This is a genomic window from Actinomadura macrotermitis, from assembly GCF_009604375.1.
Taxonomy (GTDB): domain Bacteria; phylum Actinomycetota; class Actinomycetes; order Streptosporangiales; family Streptosporangiaceae; genus Spirillospora; species Spirillospora macrotermitis.
Window position 1 is genome coordinate 417,722 of record NZ_WEGH01000005.1, and the last position, 16,306, is coordinate 434,027.

Consider the following 16,306-nt stretch of genomic DNA (forward strand, 5'->3'; position numbering starts at 1 on the left):
AAATCAATTTAGCATGGACGTGCTACAAAAGACACATGCCGAAGATCGTGGATCCGGAGGCGCGCCGCCGCCAGGTCGCCGAAGCGGTGTTCCGGGTGGCCCGCCGCGACGGGCTGGAACAGGCGTCGCTGCGCACGGTCGCGGCCGAGGCGGGGCTCGCGGTCGGCTCGGTGCGCCACTACTTCGACGGCCAGGCCGACCTCATGATCTTCGCGATGCGGCACTTCGCCGAGCGGGCCGGGGACCGGATCCTGGAGCGGGCCGGGGCGCTGCGCGTCCCGGACCCGGCCGCGCCGCCCGCCGCGCACGCGGCGGCGATGGAGGCGCTGCTCGGCGAGGTGCTACCGCTGGACGACGAGCGCCGCGAGGAGACCGAGGTCTGGCTGGCCTTCATCACCAGCGCCCGCACCCGGCCCGAGCTGCGCCCCTACGCGCAGCGCCTGTTCGACGGGCTCCGCGAGATCCTCGTCAAGCTGCTGGCCACCGCGCAGCGCCTGGAGCTGCTGCGTCCCGGCCTGGACCTCGAGGTCGAGGCCGTCCGGCTGGGCGCGCTGCTGGACGGCCTGGCCGCCCACGGAGTCCTGTATCCCGACCGGGCCGGTCCGGCCGACCTGGCCGCCGCCCTGCGCCGGCACCTCTGCGAGATCACCGTCGTCGGCCCGGACGACCTCCCACCGGTCACCGGAGCCGCGGCAGCAGCATGCCGGCCACCGCGATGACCAGGCCGAGCCCGGCCGCCACGAGGAAGACCAGGTCGTAACCGGCGGCGTCGGCGACCGTCGCGAGCACCGCCAGGCCCACCGACCCGCCCGCCTGGCCGGCGGTGTTGGCCAGGCCGCCGACGATCCCCGCGTCGCTCTCGGGGACACCGGCGGTCGCCGCGGCCATGAGGGTGGGGAAGGCGAGCCCGATGCCGACCGCGATGAGCAGCGTGGGCCCGAGCACGCCGGTGACGTAGGCGCTGCCCGCGCCGGCCTGGGCGAGCCAGCCGAAACCGGCCAGCAGACAGGCGCCGCCGGCCAGCACCAGGGGACGCGTGCCGGTGCGCGGCAGCAGGGCGGACGCCCTTCCCGCGACCACCATGAACATCACCGCCGCCGGGGTCTGCCCGAGCCCGGCCTGAAGCGCGCTGAAGCCGAGCACGTCCTGCAGGAACAGCGACGTGAAGTACCACATCGCGATGGCGATCCCGCCGAACAGCAGCAGCAGGCCGTTGCCGACGGCCACTCCCCGGTTCCCGAACAGCCGCAGGGGCATCATCGGCCGGGCGGCGAAACGCGCCTCCACCACGGCGAAGAGAATGAGCAGGAGCAGGCCCGCGCCGGCCGGCCCGGCGACCGGCGCGGACGTCCAGCCGTGATCGGCGCTCTGCATGACCCCGTAGATCAGCGCGGCCAGCCCCGCCGTCCCGGTGACCGCGCCGGCGAGGTCGAGCGGCTCCCGCCGGACGGCCCGTGCGCCGGCCGGGGCCAGCACGGCCAGTGCGATCAGCGCCGCGCCGATCGGCACGTTGATCAGGAAGACCCAGCGCCACGACAGGCCGGTGGTGAGAGCGCCGCCCGCGAGCGCGCCGGCCATCCCGCCCACCCCGCCCGCAGCGGACCATGCGCCGAACGCCCGGGCGCGCGCCCGCTCCCCGGTGAAGCCGGTGTTGATCAACGCCAGCGTCGCCGGGGCCAGCAGGGCGGCGCCGGCGCCCTGCACGGCGCGGGCCGCCACCAGGACCTGCGGGGCGGTCGCCAGGCCGCCGGCCAGGCTCGCGAGCGAGAACAGCGCCAGCCCGGCGACCAGCGTCCGGCGATGGCCGAACAGGTCGGCGGCGCGGCCGCCCAGCAGCATGAAGCCGGCGAAGGTGAGCAGATAGCCGTTCACCACCCAGGCCAGGCCGGTGGCGGTGAAGCCGAGGTCGTGCTGGACCGAGGGCAGGGCGACGTTGACGATGGACGCGTCCAGGATCACCATGAACTGGCCGGCGCACGCCAGCGCCAGGACCATCCAGGTGCCGTCGGCCCGCCGGACTGCGGTACCGGTGTCCGTCATGCCCGCCGTCCCGCCATCTCAGCGGCCCGCTGCCCGGTGACATTGCCGGCGCCCGACAGCCGGATCGCGAACCGCGCCAGCCGCTGCCCCTGGTACCGGGCCGCCTCCAGCGCCGCGGCGTCAGGGCCGCCGTCCTGCGAGCCCGTCGCGGAGGTGCCGTAAGGGTTGCCGCCGGCGGCGTACACGGCCGGATCGGTGAAGCCGGGCGGGACGATCAGCGCACCCCAGTGGTAGAACACGTTCGCCAGCGACAGGAGCGTGGCCTCGCTGCCGCCGTGCCGGTTGAACGCCGCGGTGAAGGCCGTCACCGGCTTGTCGGCCAGGACCCCTTCCCGCCACAGCCCGCCCGTCTGGTCGATGAACTGCTTGAGCTGCGCGGCCGGCGTGCCGAACCGCGTCGGCGTCCCGAACGCGAACGCGTCGGCCCACGCCAGGTCCTCGACCGAGGCCTGGGCGATCGACGCGGCGGCGTCGGCGTGCCGTCGCCACTGCGGGTTCTGGTCGATCGCGGCGTCGGACGCGAGTTCGGCGACGCGGCGCAGCCGCACCTCGGCCCCGGCATGGGCGGCGCCCTCGGCGACGGCCTGTGCGAGCGCGTGCACGGTGCCCGTCGCGCTGTAGTAGATGACGGCGACCTTCACGGTCATGTCGGCTCCCTTGCTAGGATTAGTTACGCGCATAATGTTATGCACATAACTAATCCGTCAAGGAGAGCCCGTGGACTTCGACCAGGCCGACGCCCTCAACCAGGCCATCCGCCTGCTCAGCCTGCGCCACCGGGCCCGGACCGCGACGCTGCTGGCCCCGCTCGGCCTGCACCCCGGGCAGGAGGCGCTCCTGCTCGAGCTCGCCCGGACCGGCCCGATGATCCAGGCGCAGCTCAGCGAGGCGCTCGGCTGCGAGCCGCCGAGCGTCACGCTCATGACCCGCAAGCTCGAGGCCTCCGGCCACATCCGCCGCGGGCCCGCCCCGTCCGACAAGCGCGCCAGCATCGTCGAGCTCACCGACAGCGGCAGGGCGCTCACCGACCAGGTCAAGCAGCTGTGGTGCGCCCTGGCGGAGGAGACCGTGGCCGGCCTGCCGGCCGAGACCGTGGCGGAGCTGCCCGCCCTCCTCAACACCCTGACCGGCAACGTCGACACCAGGCGCCTCCGCCACCCGCGCGGGTGATCAGGTGAGGCCCGCGACCTGCTCCCCCGCGTGCTCACGGCGCGGCAGCGGGTGGCCGGCATGACGGCACCGGCGGCCGCGATCGCGATGCGGGGGCCGGTGACGGCGGCCAGTACCGGGTTGAATAGCCGGCCGGCACGCGCGCAGCGTTCCGCTGGCGGGCAGCGTCCTGTGCCGTCCGAACCGCGCCACGAACCGGCGTGCCAGGCAGGAGCCGAGGAGGCGGCCGAGGCAAGGGAGCGCGAGGCTGTACGGCCCGTCCGGCCGCGCTGCGGACGGCGGTGAGCGCCGAGATTGATCTTGGGGTGGAGCCCCAGGTCGGGTGTTCCGTAAGAGCGTTCCGCGAACTGTCCCGACGAGGGGCCCTAGCCGGAACACGGGAGCGTGAACGCTATGGCTCCCGATACCGTCCGGAATGGGTGCACCCGCTGTTCCACCGATGAACAGGACGTGGTCGTCCAGACCGAGTAGCTGCTCGCGCTCGGCGTCCCGGCCGATCGGATCTACATCGACCGGAGCTTCTCCGGGACCACCTGCCGCAACCGTGGCGGCCTGGACCAGGTTCGCCCGCACCATGGCCGAGGCCGACCAGATCCTCACCGACCTGTCCGACCGGGAGGTGCTGTTCGGACGGGGCGGATCGGTCTGCGACTGGAACGACCCGTTCGGCCGGCTGTTCCTGCAGACCCTGGCGATGGACGCCGAGTTCGAGGCGAACCTCGGCCACCTGCGCACCCGCGAGGGCATGGCGCTGGTCAAGAGGAACGGCAAGCAGCCCGAGTCCGCGCGGCGGTCCATCCGTCGCCGCTACGTCACCGGTGAGGTGTCGCCGGACAGAGCTGACGACCGGCGCGGCCGATCGGCTTTTCAGGGTTCGCGAATCCGACGGCGACCGGCAGGGAACGACGTTTCGGCCTCTCAGCCGGATTCGGCATCTGCGCTTGCCGATGGGCCGGCCAGGACGCGCGCCAGCAGGTCACGGAGGTGCCGCTGGTCGGAGCCGGGGAGGTCGAAGAAGGTCCGGGCCAGCGCGTGGGCGCTGGAGCGCAACTCCTGGCGTTTGCGCTCGCCGGCTTCGGTGAGCACCACGTGCTTGACCCGGCGGTCGCCCGGAGCGGGCCGGCGGGTCACCATGCCGCGGCGTTCCAGGCCGTCGACGATGCCGGTGACGTTCGACGGCTCGCATGACAGCCAGTCGGCCAGCTGACGCATCGGGGCAGGACCGGACAGGTTGGTCAGGACGAGCGCTTGGGCCGGGGGAAGGCCGAGCTCTGCCGCGGTGGCGTTGAACTGCGCGCGCAGCCGCCCGGTGACCTCGAAGACCAGGCTGCTCAGCTCGGCTACGACCGCATCCGCGTCGGTGCCGGCCCCTGTTTCGGCGCCGGTGTCGCTGTCGGCATGGGGGCTCATACGGCCAGCATAGCCGCCGCTTAAGCCACTGAACTGTTCAGCTTGTGAAGTAAGTGCTACGCTCGGCCGCATAGAACTTCAGGAACTGAACTATGTAGCAACTGAAGGAGATGTGGCGATGACGCAAGTGAGCACGGCCCGGCGCGCGGGCCTCAGGAGCCCACGACGGGCACGGGTACTGGCCGTGGCGGGTGCGGTCGCGGCCGCGCTGGCGGTCTGGGCGGTCGGGGAACCGCTGCTGGGCCATGACCTGGTCATCCAGCAGAAAGGACAACAGCCGCGAGACCTGGGGGCGGGCGCCATCGCCCTCTTCGCACTGGCCCCCTCGCTGCTCGGCTGGGCACTGCTGGCCGCGCTGGAGCGGGTGACGCCACTGGCGGCCCGGATCTGGACGGCCACCGCCCTGACCCTGCTCGCGGTGTCGTTCCTGCCCATCGTCGGCGTTCAGGCCTCCGGCGCGAGCAAAGCAGTGCTCGCCCTCACCCATCTCGCCGTCGCAGCCGTTCTCATCCCCGTCTTCTGGCGGACGGCCACGACCCGCGCCGCCGACACCGGGAGCGGGCGATGACAGCGCCCGAGAACGAGATCCTCGACAGCCCCACCCCCTGGGTCGCCGACCACATCCGCACCTACCTCGAAACCGACGGCGCCCAGGGCCACCTCTACCAGGGCTGGCCAACGCTGCTGCTCACCACCCGCGGCCGCAGGACCGGCAAACTCCGTCGCACCGCGCTGATCTACGGCCGCGACCAGGGCCGCTACCTGCTGGTCGCCTCCAACGCCGGCGCGGAACGCCACCCGGCCTGGTACCTCAACCTCACCGACACCCCGACGGTGTCGCTGCAGGTCGGCCCGGACCACTTCACCGCGACCGCCCGCACCGCCACCGCCGAGGAGAAGCCCCGGCTGTGGCAGATCATGACCGAGCTGTTCCCCCACTACGCCAAGTACCAAGAGGAATCAGTACGCGAACTGCCCCTGGTGATCCTCACCCCACAGGCACCGCCGGGGTGACCGGGACCGGACCGAGCCACCCGCCGTCCCCATCGACGGCGCCCTTCCGTGCCGAACTCCAGCACCCCCATCGATCCCGCACCGAACCCAGAGGAACCATGGAGACGCGACCCGCCCTGAGCGACCACCAACACCCCGTGAACGCGCAGACGGTGGCAGCCGACTTCGCCGCGATATTGCAGCGGGCCGGCGAGACCCGCGACGCCGACCTCTACGACTCCGCCTTCGCGGCAGACATGCTGTGGGGCAGCCCCTACGGAGCGACTGTGGCCGGCTACACCGAACTGAACACCATCCACCGACGGCTCATGGCGGCGAACGCCGCACCACCGTCACGGTTCGAGGTGGTCACCGCACACACCCCCGCACCCGGCGTGGTGGTGACACACATCCGCCGGCAGGCAGCCGACACCAGCGGATTCTCCGAGATGGCACTGTACGTCCTTGTCGAACGCGCCGGACGATGGTGGCTCGCAGCGGCGCAGAACACCCCCATCGGCGAATCACCACTGCACAACTAAAGCCAGGACAGACCACCGGCTCCCGGGCCTGCCATACCCGAAGCCGTACCGACGGCTGGCTGACACCACTGGCGTTCGGCTGCTGCAAACCCCGAACCCTGCTCCCGAAGACTGCTCTGACCTGCGCGTTGACCCCTTTCGGAAGTACTTCGGCCGTGCCCCCGGGACGCGCGCGCAAGCACCCCGGTCCAGGTGTTCGGACACCCGGCTGCCGTTTGGGGCTGGGGTCAGCTTCGGGAGCAGGACGCCGGGAAGCTCAAGAGTTCACGCGGAACCGCAGGGTCCTCGGCGAACCCGAAGGTGGCTTTAGCCTTTGGTGGGCGCCTTGGCCCCTTGGGTTCGCGGTGAACTCTGGGACTGGCTCGCTGATCCCGAGCGTGGCGCTGGCCGCCGGGCGGCGGATCCGGCTCCAGTCCGGGGCGGCGCCGGGATGGGGCGCGGGCGGGTCCGCCGGCGGCGACGAGCAGGATCGGCGGGACCTCCTGCCCCCGGAGCGGGAGCAGTCCGCCCGCTAAGGCCACGCCCCCGCCTGACCGCCCTACTCCGGCGCGGGCAGCGCGGGCCCCAGGCTGTCCTGCAGATAGGCCATGCCCTCGGTGTACACCGGGTCGGCCGCGCGCTCGCCGATCTCCTCGGGCGTCAGATCGGCCAGTCGTTCCTGGATCCACCAAATGTTGCCCAGCGGGTCTCGCACGCGTCCCACCTTGTCCCCCCAGAACAGCTCGGTCGGTCGCGTGACGACCGCCGCCCCCGCCTTCACCGCGCGTTCCACCACCGCGTCGGCATCATCCACGAACAACCGCAGCAGCCCTGGAGTCTCGACCGGAAACGGCGAGTCGAACATCAGCACCACCGAGTCCCCGATCCGCGCCTCGGCATGCCCGATCCGCCCCTCCACCTCCATCCGGCTGAGCTCCTGGCCGCCGAACGCCTCCTCGATGAACCCGATCAGCGCGACCGTGTCCCGGGTGACGATCCACGGCGTGACCGTCCCGTACCCCTCGGGCGCCTGGGGAAAGTTGTTCGTCATGCCATCTCCTCGCTCGCGGCTCCGGAGACCAACATAGCAGAACGGAATAGTTCGTTCCATAACGGGCCGGCTCTCCGGGCAAGAACCGCAGTCGGCAACCGACCGATCAAAACGGCGATGGCCACAGCCGTCGGCCCTGGGTTCACCCAACCGATCGAACGCCCACCGGCGCCCCAGAACCCTCAGGGCCGCTGAAGAACCCTCAATATCTGCCAGCGAGCCGTCGAGCCATCAACGCAGCACGTCACGGCCTTTCAAACGCCCCCGCCTTCACACCAGGACCCAAGGGTTATTTCTCCATCGCGGAAGGGCCGCAGGTCCGCCTTGGGGTCGGCGCGGGCGAAGGCGTAGCGGTCGAGGAAGTCGATGTGCTCATAGGCGATCGGCGAGAGCCGGGCGCACGTGTTGTCGGTGGCGGGCCTCCTGGGTGTTGAGCTGGGTGCCGGCCATGCGGGACGCGGCTTCGTCCCGCCGACGGCGCGGATGCCCAGCGCAGAGAGCAGGTAGCTGACCGCATCCGCCAGCACGGTCGTCACCGGGCCCAGCAGTCCGATCACCGACGCGCTCCACATCGTGGACTCGAACCGGCTGTTGGCGATGAGCAGGTCCTGTGGCAGCAGCAGCGCCTTCAGGTAAGCGTCGCTGGCGCCCGGAAGGCGAGGTCGGCCGCGGCGACGACAACGGACACAACGAGAAGTTGGGCGAAACTCAGGCAGCCGAGCGCGGCGGGGATGCTCGCCAGCGCCGCGAACCGGACCAGATCCGTCGCGATCATGACGGGCCGCTTGCGCTGGAACTCCACCCACGGGCCGAGCGGCACCGCCCCCCCGGCCCGTCCCACAGCGGCCAGCACCGCCACCTGGGACGGCCCGGAGTGCAGCACGATGACGGCGATCAGGGGAAACGCACCGAACCCGAGCCACGAGCTGTACGTCCTGACCGCGTACGACGCCCACAGTTGTCGTCGGCAGCGAAACCGTCAGTGAATCGGCAACGAGAACGTCAGCTCCTGTCGGTCGAGGGGGTTGTTCGGGCATGTGCGCCACGTAGGCCACGGCCTGCCGCCACCTGACCGGTCTGCGTCGTCAACGCCCAGGTGCTGCCGGCTTTCGGCGTCGACCTGGGGCCCTGGCCTAAAGCAGGGCGAACAGGTCGGCCCACTGCTCGGCCGCCAGGTCGCGCGGCAGCGTCGCACCGGTCACGCGGTGGCGGCGCGCCCAGGGCCGGAGCGCCACCCGCCTGTCCGGCATCGCGCGGTCGAGGATCTGCGGCAGGCCGCGCCCACCGCCGGTGAAGACCCTGTGCACCAGGTCCTGGTAGGCGCGGCGATCGGCCGGGGCCACGAGCGGGCGGGCGCGGCGCGTGATCGTCATCAGGCCGCCGTCCACGCCCGGACGCGGCCGGAACGCCGCCGCCGGCACGCGCTGGACCAACCGGAACTCGAACCACGGCCACCACTGCGCCGTCATCAGCGTCGCGCCGCCGACCCCGGCCCTGCGCCGCGCCACCTCCCACTGCACCAGCAGCACCGCGTCGGTCCAGTGCTCGCTGTGCAGGACGCGGCGCAACATCGTGGTCGTCTGGTGGAAGGGCAGGTTGCCGACCAGCACGTGCGGTGTGCGCGGCAGCCGGTGGCGCAGGAAGTCGCCGGTCACGACCGTGGTCGCCGGGGAGGCCCGGCGGGCCAGCGCGGTGGCCTGGCGGTGGTCGATCTCGACGGCGGTCAGGGGCCGTCCCAGGTCCTGCAACGGGAGGGTGAGCGCGCCGCCGCCCGCGCCGATCTCGACGATCGGGCCGTCGGTGCGGGCGACGAGGCCGACCATCGCGGCGATGACGCGCCGGTCGGTGAGGAAGTTCTGGCCGAGCTCGTGCCGGCCTGCGTGATGGGTGCGCAACGAAGGGCTCCGGGATTCAGAGGGTGAACCCGGGCAGCGTGAGGAGCCGCCCAGCATGGATCTGCTGGAGCGGCGGCGACTCTCAGAGGGGACGACCGCCGCTCAGGGGCGGCGGATCCTCATGAACGCTGCGGGTGCGCTGCACATGGCGCGAACCTACAGCAGGGTGGGCGCGCGGTCCCACCCGTTTTTCAGCGGCGGCGCCGGGCGTACCGGCCCGCAGTTCCTGTCGTCGCCAGCGAGACCGTCAGTGAATCGGCAACGAGAACGTCGGCTCCCGTCGGTCGAGTTTGTGATGTCGAGGTTGAGGGATGGCCGTCGGGCCGGTGTTATCTGGGGTGGCCTTCTGCTGTTTTCATGTACGGCACGTACGTCTTGCGGTCGTGCTGGACAAATACCCAGGGGTTGTTCGGGCAGGTGCGTCACGTGGGCCACGGCCTGCCGCCACCTGGTACGTCATCCTTGGGCTGAAGGCCGGAAGGGTCAGCGTGGACGGGGTTACGGCCGCGGCATGACCGAGACGAAACAATGGCGGGGCTTGCCCGCCGGGAGTCGGGACTTGAGCAGCAACCGAACCGTCAGTCACGGTAGGAGCCCGGTGGGCCGCATCCGCGTCCACCTCATGCCGCACGGCCGCGCCGCCTTCCAGTCCCACGCGCTGGTACTGGAACACATCGTCGCCGCCGCCCGCACCGAACCCGGCCACTGACCTCCATCACACCTACCGCCACGGCTGGTCACGACACGACAAGCCACGAGGCTCTGTAGCATGACCGGCCGTACGGTCGCCGCTCACACCCCGAGTAGGCCGCTGACACCCCAACCGCGCCTGGCCCGCCTGACGCATAAGAGCTACTGACGGTTTCGCTGCCGACCACTGTCGCTCCGGCTGCCGATCCGCTGACATCCGCAGGCCGGGGTCACTGACGTTCTGGCTGCCGACGACAACAGCCACCCGAACCGCCTGCCCAGCGCCCGCCTGCGTGTCCTACCCGCCACACCTCTCATCGCTACGGACAACCATTCGTTGTACAGATACCGTGACCGGCATGGATCTCGATGCCGTGCGCACCTTCGTGGCCGCCACGGACGCAGGGCGCTTCCAGGACGCCGCCGCCGAGCTGTCGATCACTCAGCAGGCCGTATCCAAGCGCATCGCCACACTGAAGAAGGCCCTCGGCGTGCGGCTGTTCACCCGCATCGCACGCGGAGTCGAGCTCACCATCGACGGCCAGGCGTTCCTGCCCCATGCCCGCGATCTCCTGCGGGCCGAGGAGCGGGCGGTCGCCTCGGTCCGTCCCGGCCGCCGCGCGCTGCGCGTCGACGTGATCGGCCGACGGCTCGCCCCGGCGGCCGTGCTGCGCGACTTCTACCGTGCACACCCCGAGTACGAGCTCGACGTCCTGACCCTCTTCGACGCCGACGCGGCCATCGACGCCATCCGGTCCGGCACGATCGACGCGTCCTTCCGCGCCGTCCCTCAGCCCGGCCGCCGGCTCCCCAGCGACATCGAGGCCGCCCGCGCCTTCGACGAGCCCCTCGAGATCCTCGTCGGCCCCGTCCACGAACTCGCCGCCGCCCGCGCCGTCACGCTCGCCGACCTCGCCGGGCGCCGGATCTGGATGCCCGGTATCGTCCCCGGAACCGAGTGGGCCGCCTACTACGACGCCCTCGCCGCCGCGTTCGGGCTCACCATCGAGAGCACCGGCCCCGACTTCGGCATCGAGGCCCTGCTGGACGTCATCGCCGACTCCCGGTCACTGGCGACTTTCGTCGGCGAACTGACACGCCTCGTCTGGCCCGCCGCCCAGGGCCTGCGACGCGTCATCGTGCGCGACCCCGTCCCGGTCTATCCGCACTCACTGGTGTGGCAGCGCGACAACCCGCACCCGGCCCTCGCCGCACTCCGCGACCATCTGGACTCAGCGCAGCCCCGCCCCTCCGGCACCTGGACACCGGCATGGGCAAGGTCGGCAGGACACCTGCGCACGACACCGTGAGTCCCGCCGGTGACCGTTCGCCGGCGCGGCCTGGAGAGCTGCGTCACCGGCCGGAACATACCCAGGGGGGTATATGTTGGACGAGGTACGGGCACACACGGCCATAAGGGGAACGACGATGGAGATGGACGCGTCGGTGCTGGCCGACGCGCTCACCCGGCTCAAGCGGGCGCACGGCCAGCTGGGCGGGGTGATCGCGATGATCGAGAACGCCGAGGACTGCGAGCGGGTGCTGACCCAGCTGGCGGCGGTGTCCAAGGCACTGGACCGCGCCGGTTTCAAGATCATCTCGACCGGCCTGCAGCAGTGCCAGCTCGCACGCGACACCGGCCAGGAGCCGCCGATCACCCCCGAGCGGCTGGAGAAGCTGTTCCTCGCCCTGTCTTAGACAGAGCCCGGCGAGGACATGGCCCCCAGCAGACAGCGCACAAAACCGCTCCCCCACCAGCGCGCACATCTGCCCGCAACATACCCCCAGGGGTATCGCCACAACGGAGTGAATGATGACTCCCGCGAGACGGCGATTACTGAGCTGCAACGCAGCGACTTAACCGGCCCCGGTCGCCGCCGACCAGGCGGGCAAGGGCGTGCCTGCCCGGCGTCCGCAGCACGATCGCCACGCAGGCCCTGCACAGCGCCGTCGCGCGGGTGCGCCCTCTGACCGGCGGCACCACGGCCTGCCGTTGCGAAAACGGCACGCTGACGGCCCGGCACCGGCCGCAAAGAACCGATCGCGACAGCGATGACAACAGCCGAACGACGACATGCGAAGGCGGCGAAACGATGACCACGATCCACGTCGAGGTGGTGGAGACCTCCTCCCTGGGCGACCGCAGCTACCTGGCCCACGACGGGCGGGTGGCGCTGGTGGTCGACCCGCAGCGCGACATCGACCGGGTGCTGGCGCTGGCCGGCCGCGCGGGCGTGCGCATCACGCATGTGGCCGAGACCCACCTGCACAACGACTACGTGTCCGGCGGCCTTGCGCTGGCCAGACTGACCGGTGCGGCGTATCTCGTCGCCCGCGCCGACGAGGTCGGCTTCGACCGGCTGGCGGTCGCCGACGGCGACGAGATCGCCCTGTCTGCGGAGATGGGCCTGCGGGTGGTGGCCACCCCGGGACACACCTTCCACCACCTGTCCTACATCCTGACGGGCCCCGGCGGGGCCGAGGGGGTGTTCACCGGCGGGTCGCTGCTGTTCGGCACCACCGGCCGCACCGACCTGCTCGGACAGGAGCACGCCCACGCCCTGGCCCACCACCAGCACGCCTCCGCCCACCGGCTGGCCGACCTGTTGCCCGACGGCGCGCAGATCTGGCCCACCCACGGGTTCGGCAGCTTCTGCTCGGCCACCCAGTCCGACGCTCCGGCCTCCACCATCGGCCGGGAGAAGCAGGCCAACCCGGCGCTGCGGCTGGAGGCCGACGACTTCGTCGCCGAGACCCTGGCCGGCCTGGATGCCTACCCCGCCTACTACGCCCATATGGGCGCCCGCAACACCGCCGGCGCCGACCTGATCGACCTCACCCCCGTTCAGCGGGCCGACGCCGACCAGCTGCGGGCGCGGATCGCGGCCGGCGAGTGGGTGGTGGACCTGCGCTCGCGCAAGGCCTTCGCCACCGGACACCTGACCGGCACGCTCAGCTTCGGGCTGGACGGGCCGATGGCGACCTGGCTGGGCTGGATGATCGACTGGGGCGCGCCCATCACCCTGCTCGGCGAGGACCCCGGCCAGGTCGCCGCAGCCCAGCGCGAACTGGCCCGCATCGGCATCGACCGTCCCGCCGCGGCCGCCACCGGCGGCCCGGAGCAGTGGGCCGGCGGCGACGGCACCCGGCTCGCCGGCCTGACGGTGGCCGCCTTCACCGACCTGGCCGCCGCCCGCGCCGGACGGCCGCCGCGCGGCCTGCCCGCCTCCGACGTCGTGCTGGACGTGCGGATGACCAACGAATGGCGCGCCGGGCACATCGACGGCGCCGCCCACATCCCGCTGCCCGACCTGCCCGCGCGCCTGGCCGAAGTACCAGGCGGCACGGTGTGGGTGCACTGCGGTTCGGGCTACCGGGCGGCAGCCGCCGCCAGCCTGCTGACCCGTGCCGGGCGCCGCGTGGTGCACATCGACGACGCCTTCGACAGCGCCGCGGCCGCGGGCCTGACCATCACCGATCCCCAGCACTGACCACCTCACCTCCGCGACAAGGAGAATCCATGTCCACCGCTGACACCCCGGCCGGTCCCGCCGCACTGGACACCGCCGCGCTGCGGCAGCTTCTGGCCGCGCAGGACGCGCCCCGGCTGATCGACGTGCGCACCCCCGGCGAGTTCGAGTCCGCCCACATCCCCGGCTCCTGCAACGTTCCGCTGGACCTGCTGCGCGAACACCGCATCGAACTGCGCGCCCACCTGGACGAGCAGGCGGTGCTGATCTGCCACTCCGGCCAGCGCGCCGCCCAGGCCGGGCAGGTCCTGGCCGACGCGGGTCTGCCCGGCCTGCGGGTGCTGACCGGCGGGATCACCGCCTGGCAGGCCGCCGGTGCCCCGGTCGCCACCGGTCGCGCCCGCTGGCACCTGGAGCGCCAGGTGCGCCTGGTGGCCGGGTCCGTCGTGCTGAGCTCGGTCCTGGCCAGCACGGTGGCCCCCAAGGCCAAGTGGGTCGCGGGCTTCATCGGCGCCGGCCTGACCTTCGCCGCAGTGTCCGACACCTGCGCGATGGGCCTGCTGCTGGCCAAACTGCCCTACAACCGCGGGCCCCGGACCGACCTGGACGGCGTGCTCACCGCCCTGACCGGCCACGGTCCCGTCCCGCACGGCGGCCGGACCCGATGATCGCCGCGCTGCTGCTCGGCGTCGTCATCGGCGCGCTGCTGGGACTGCTGGGCGGCGGCGGATCGATCCTGGCGGTGCCCGCCCTGGTCTACGGGGCGGGCCTGCCGCTGGCCTCGGCGATCCCCGCCTCCCTCCTGGTGGTCGGCATCTCCTCGGCCACCGCCGTGCTGCCGCGCGCCCGCGCCGGCCAGATCGCCTGGCGCATCGCCGCGGTCTTCGGCGGCGCCGGCGCGCTGGCCGCTTTCGCCGGCACCGCCCTCAACCGGCTGCTGCCCCCGCGCGTGCTGCTGCTGGGCTTCGCCGCACTGATGGTGGCGGCCGGCCGGCGCATGCTGGCCGACCAGAGCAGCCGGGGCGGCGCCTGCGCCCTGCCCGAAGGCGGCGTCAACTGGCGCAGCTGCCTGCCCAGATCCATTTTCATCGGCGCCGTGGTCGGCGTGCTGACCGGCCTGTTCGGCGTCGGCGGCGGCTTCCTGATCATCCCCGCGCTGGTGCTCGGCCTGGGCCTGCCGATGACCACCGCGGTCGGCACCTCCCTGCTCATCGTGGTGGCCAACGCCGCAGCCGGTTTCGTCGCCCACGCCGGCGACGCCGACCTGGACTACCCCGTCATCACCGCGTTCACCCTGGCCGCGGTCGCCGGCTCCCTCATCGCCGGCCGGCTGGCCCGCCGCCTGGACGCCACCCGGCTGAGCCGCTGGTTCGCCTACCTGGTCTTCGGCATCGCCGCCTTCGTCGCCGCCCAGGCCCTGCTCAACCCCGCTGCCGTGACCGGCTGAGCCTCAGGCGATCGCAAGGCCCTGTAGGGCGAACCCGCGCTGAGGCCCCGCCACCGTTCTCCAAGCCGAGTCCCCACGCTCATCTAGCCAGACTCAGCGCCCACATCCGTCGTTGCTACTGACCATTCCGATCCTCCTCGCGGGCCGATCCGCCTTCTTCCGCGGCAGGGGTGCCGGCGCGCTCGGCTTCGGCCAGCGCGGCGTCGGCGCGGGCGGCACGTTCCCGCTGAGCAGCGGCGTCGGCGCGGGCGGCGGCCAGGTCCTCTTCCAGCCGGGCCCGCAGCGCCTGCTGGGCGGCCAGGGCCGCTGCGCTTTCGGACCGTTCACGGTCGGCGGCGGCCTGTAGCGCCGCCAACTGAGCGGAGAGCTCGTCTGCCCGGGCGACGGCGGACTGCTCGTCACGCCGGGTCTGCTCCAGCGCCTGTTCGGCGGCTTGAGCGCGGGTGCGCTCGGCCCGAGTCTCGCCCTGGGCGGTGGCCAGGGCCTCACGGGCGGCGGACAGCGCGGCGGCCATGTGGGTCAGCTCGGCGCGCAGCCCCTCCATCCGTTCGGCCTGCCTGTCGGCCGCCGCCTGGTGGCGGGCGGTCTCCTCGGCGTGGGCGCGGTGGGCCTCACGCAGCTCGGCGGTCTTGGCGTCCCGGGCGGCCTCGGCGTGCGCCTGGGCCTCGCGGGCGGCGTCGCGGACCTGCTGGTGGACCTCGATCAGCGCCGCGCAGTCGGTACGGGTCTGCGCGGCGTCCGCGATCGCCCGCTCCGCCTCGGCCTGCGCCGCCTGCCGCGCGGCGACGGCGTCCGCGGCGGCCTGCTCGGCCTGACGCCGGGCACGGTCGGCCGCCTCGGCACGGGCCTCGGCGTCCGCGGCGCCCTGCCGGGCCGCGACCGTCTCGGCCTCGGCCCGCTGCACCCGGCCGAGCGCCCCCTCCTGCGCCGCGGCCAGGAACTCCCGCAACTGGGCGAGCTGGTCGGCGACGGCGGCCAGTGGCAGGGTGCGGGCCAGGGCCTCAGCGCGGGCCAGGGGCTCCTCGATCGTGAGGGCGTCGGCGCTGCGCCGGTCGCGGCTGGCCTGGTCAGCGTGGGCCTTGCTGCAGTACTTCGGCCGCCGGCCCCGCCCCTCCACCTGCGGCAACGGCAGTGCGCACCCCTCCAACGCGCACACCCCGCCACCTTCGGTCCGGCGCCCGCCGGCCGCTTCCGGTTCTGCCTCGCGCGGATCTTCGCTCTGGCCAGTAGTCGCGCCCACCTCGTTGATCATGAATCCAGGCTACACCTTCATCGCGTATGAGCACGCGAAAATAATTAAGCGTCACGCGATATGCGAAAGAAGTTGAGCCTGCCCACTCCGGGATAACTCCGATTATCCAGGTGGCTCCTGCCAGCGACTGGCCCCGAGGAGAGAGCTTGTGCCCCGGCCCGTGTGCGGCGCTGACTTGATGTCAGTGAGTGGCGCCGACCTTCTGTCAGTAGCGACGTGGGTAGGCCCGCCGGTAAGAAACGCGTTGTGATCCCCAAACGAGGGACATCGTCCCAGGTCACAGTGGGTGCGGCTCGCGTCGCCGGAGACGGGGTTTTCGACTGTGGCTGACGGGCGGGGCCGGTGCCCGAATTGGCGTGCATGCTGT

The 16,306-nt window shown here is 72.2% G+C and carries 19 protein-coding genes and 1 pseudogene; 12 read left to right on the plus strand and 8 right to left on the minus strand.

Going from position 1 to position 16,306, the window contains the following annotated elements:
* The first annotated feature begins 35 nt into the window (after nt 1-35).
* A complete protein-coding gene (locus ACRB68_RS34695; protein WP_153540101.1) occupies nt 36-719 on the plus strand; it encodes a TetR/AcrR family transcriptional regulator in 684 nt (227 codons plus the stop codon).
* Here ACRB68_RS34695 and ACRB68_RS34700 read toward each other — a convergent pair.
* Both ACRB68_RS34700 and wrbA read right to left on the minus strand, forming a co-directional pair.
* On the minus strand, nt 679-2,040 hold the full coding sequence (locus ACRB68_RS34700; RefSeq protein ID WP_153540103.1) for an MFS transporter: 1,362 nt from the start codon (nt 2,038-2,040) through the stop codon (nt 679-681). The two genes, ACRB68_RS34695 and ACRB68_RS34700, sit on opposite strands and share 41 nt — an antisense overlap.
* Nucleotides 2,037-2,687, minus strand: coding sequence for an NAD(P)H:quinone oxidoreductase (gene wrbA / locus ACRB68_RS34705; protein ID WP_153540105.1), 651 nt, complete (start codon nt 2,685-2,687; stop codon nt 2,037-2,039). Before wrbA ends, ACRB68_RS34700 begins: the two co-directional genes overlap by 4 nt.
* 70 nt (nt 2,688-2,757) lie before the next feature.
* Between wrbA and ACRB68_RS34710 the strand changes: the two genes are divergently transcribed.
* Nucleotides 2,758-3,210, plus strand: a complete 453-nt coding sequence (locus ACRB68_RS34710) for a MarR family winged helix-turn-helix transcriptional regulator (RefSeq protein ID WP_328595168.1) — start codon at nt 2,758-2,760, stop codon at nt 3,208-3,210.
* A 574-nt stretch (nt 3,211-3,784) separates the two neighbouring features.
* A pseudogene (locus ACRB68_RS42905) lies at nt 3,785-3,922 on the plus strand (recombinase family protein); the annotation flags it as partial.
* A gap of 206 nt (nt 3,923-4,128) precedes the next feature.
* Here the strand turns inward: ACRB68_RS42905 and ACRB68_RS41725 are convergent.
* Nucleotides 4,129-4,620 carry a MarR family winged helix-turn-helix transcriptional regulator gene (locus ACRB68_RS41725; protein ID WP_153540107.1) on the minus strand — a complete coding sequence of 164 codons (492 nt, stop codon included), beginning with the start codon at nt 4,618-4,620 and terminating at the stop codon, nt 4,129-4,131.
* Between the two features lie 118 nt (nt 4,621-4,738).
* On the opposite strand from ACRB68_RS41725, the gene ACRB68_RS34725 reads away from it, so the two are divergent.
* From ACRB68_RS34725 to ACRB68_RS34740, 4 genes are all read left to right on the plus strand, one after another.
* On the plus strand, nt 4,739-5,188 hold the full coding sequence (locus ACRB68_RS34725) for a DUF6069 family protein (RefSeq protein ID WP_153540109.1): 450 nt from the start codon (nt 4,739-4,741) through the stop codon (nt 5,186-5,188).
* Nucleotides 5,185-5,634: a nitroreductase family deazaflavin-dependent oxidoreductase gene (locus ACRB68_RS34730; RefSeq protein ID WP_153540111.1), complete on the plus strand. Its 450-nt coding sequence runs from the start codon at nt 5,185-5,187 to the stop codon at nt 5,632-5,634. Before ACRB68_RS34725 ends, ACRB68_RS34730 begins: the two co-directional genes overlap by 4 nt.
* 137 nt (nt 5,635-5,771) lie before the next feature.
* Nucleotides 5,772-6,155 (plus strand): hypothetical protein, encoded by a 384-nt coding sequence (locus tag ACRB68_RS34735; RefSeq protein WP_207709928.1) that lies wholly within the window; start codon nt 5,772-5,774, stop codon nt 6,153-6,155.
* Nucleotides 6,156-6,499: 344 nt separating this feature from the next.
* Nucleotides 6,500-6,670: a hypothetical protein gene (locus ACRB68_RS34740; RefSeq protein WP_153540115.1), complete on the plus strand. Its 171-nt coding sequence runs from the start codon at nt 6,500-6,502 to the stop codon at nt 6,668-6,670.
* A gap of 23 nt (nt 6,671-6,693) precedes the next feature.
* Here ACRB68_RS34740 and ACRB68_RS34745 read toward each other — a convergent pair whose 3' ends face one another.
* The 4 genes from ACRB68_RS34745 to erm form a co-directional block, all read right to left on the minus strand.
* The gene (locus tag ACRB68_RS34745; protein ID WP_153540117.1) at nt 6,694-7,185 is read right to left on the minus strand and encodes a VOC family protein; all 492 of its coding nucleotides are present in this window, start codon (nt 7,183-7,185) and stop codon (nt 6,694-6,696) included.
* Nucleotides 7,186-7,439: 254 nt separating this feature from the next.
* Nucleotides 7,440-7,742, minus strand: coding sequence for a hypothetical protein (locus ACRB68_RS40685; RefSeq protein WP_207709929.1), 303 nt, complete (start codon nt 7,740-7,742; stop codon nt 7,440-7,442).
* Nucleotides 7,743-7,813: 71 nt separating this feature from the next.
* The gene (locus ACRB68_RS40690) at nt 7,814-8,068 is read right to left on the minus strand and encodes a hypothetical protein (protein ID WP_207709930.1); all 255 of its coding nucleotides are present in this window, start codon (nt 8,066-8,068) and stop codon (nt 7,814-7,816) included.
* 250 nt (nt 8,069-8,318) lie between these two features.
* The gene (gene erm, locus ACRB68_RS34755) at nt 8,319-9,080 is read right to left on the minus strand and encodes a 23S ribosomal RNA methyltransferase Erm (protein WP_153540119.1); all 762 of its coding nucleotides are present in this window, start codon (nt 9,078-9,080) and stop codon (nt 8,319-8,321) included.
* A gap of 1,049 nt (nt 9,081-10,129) precedes the next feature.
* Between erm and ACRB68_RS34760 the strand changes: the two genes are divergently transcribed.
* From ACRB68_RS34760 to ACRB68_RS34780, 5 genes are all read left to right on the plus strand, one after another.
* Nucleotides 10,130-11,080, plus strand: coding sequence for a LysR family transcriptional regulator (locus ACRB68_RS34760; protein WP_153540121.1), 951 nt, complete (start codon nt 10,130-10,132; stop codon nt 11,078-11,080).
* A gap of 118 nt (nt 11,081-11,198) precedes the next feature.
* Entirely contained in the window at nt 11,199-11,468 is a 270-nt protein-coding gene (locus tag ACRB68_RS34765; RefSeq protein ID WP_153540123.1) for a metal-sensitive transcriptional regulator, read from the plus strand.
* Between the two features lie 395 nt (nt 11,469-11,863).
* Nucleotides 11,864-13,261 (plus strand): MBL fold metallo-hydrolase, encoded by a 1,398-nt coding sequence (locus tag ACRB68_RS34770; RefSeq protein WP_153540124.1) that lies wholly within the window; start codon nt 11,864-11,866, stop codon nt 13,259-13,261.
* A 29-nt stretch (nt 13,262-13,290) separates the two neighbouring features.
* A complete protein-coding gene (locus ACRB68_RS34775) occupies nt 13,291-13,908 on the plus strand; it encodes a rhodanese-like domain-containing protein (protein ID WP_153540126.1) in 618 nt (205 codons plus the stop codon).
* Nucleotides 13,905-14,687, plus strand: coding sequence for a sulfite exporter TauE/SafE family protein (locus ACRB68_RS34780; RefSeq protein WP_153540128.1), 783 nt, complete (start codon nt 13,905-13,907; stop codon nt 14,685-14,687). Before ACRB68_RS34775 ends, ACRB68_RS34780 begins: the two co-directional genes overlap by 4 nt.
* Before the next feature lie 115 nt (nt 14,688-14,802).
* Here ACRB68_RS34780 and ACRB68_RS34785 read toward each other — a convergent pair whose 3' ends face one another.
* On the minus strand, nt 14,803-15,843 hold the full coding sequence (locus ACRB68_RS34785) for a coiled-coil domain-containing protein (protein WP_153540129.1): 1,041 nt from the start codon (nt 15,841-15,843) through the stop codon (nt 14,803-14,805).
* Between the last annotated feature and the right edge of the window lie 463 nt (nt 15,844-16,306).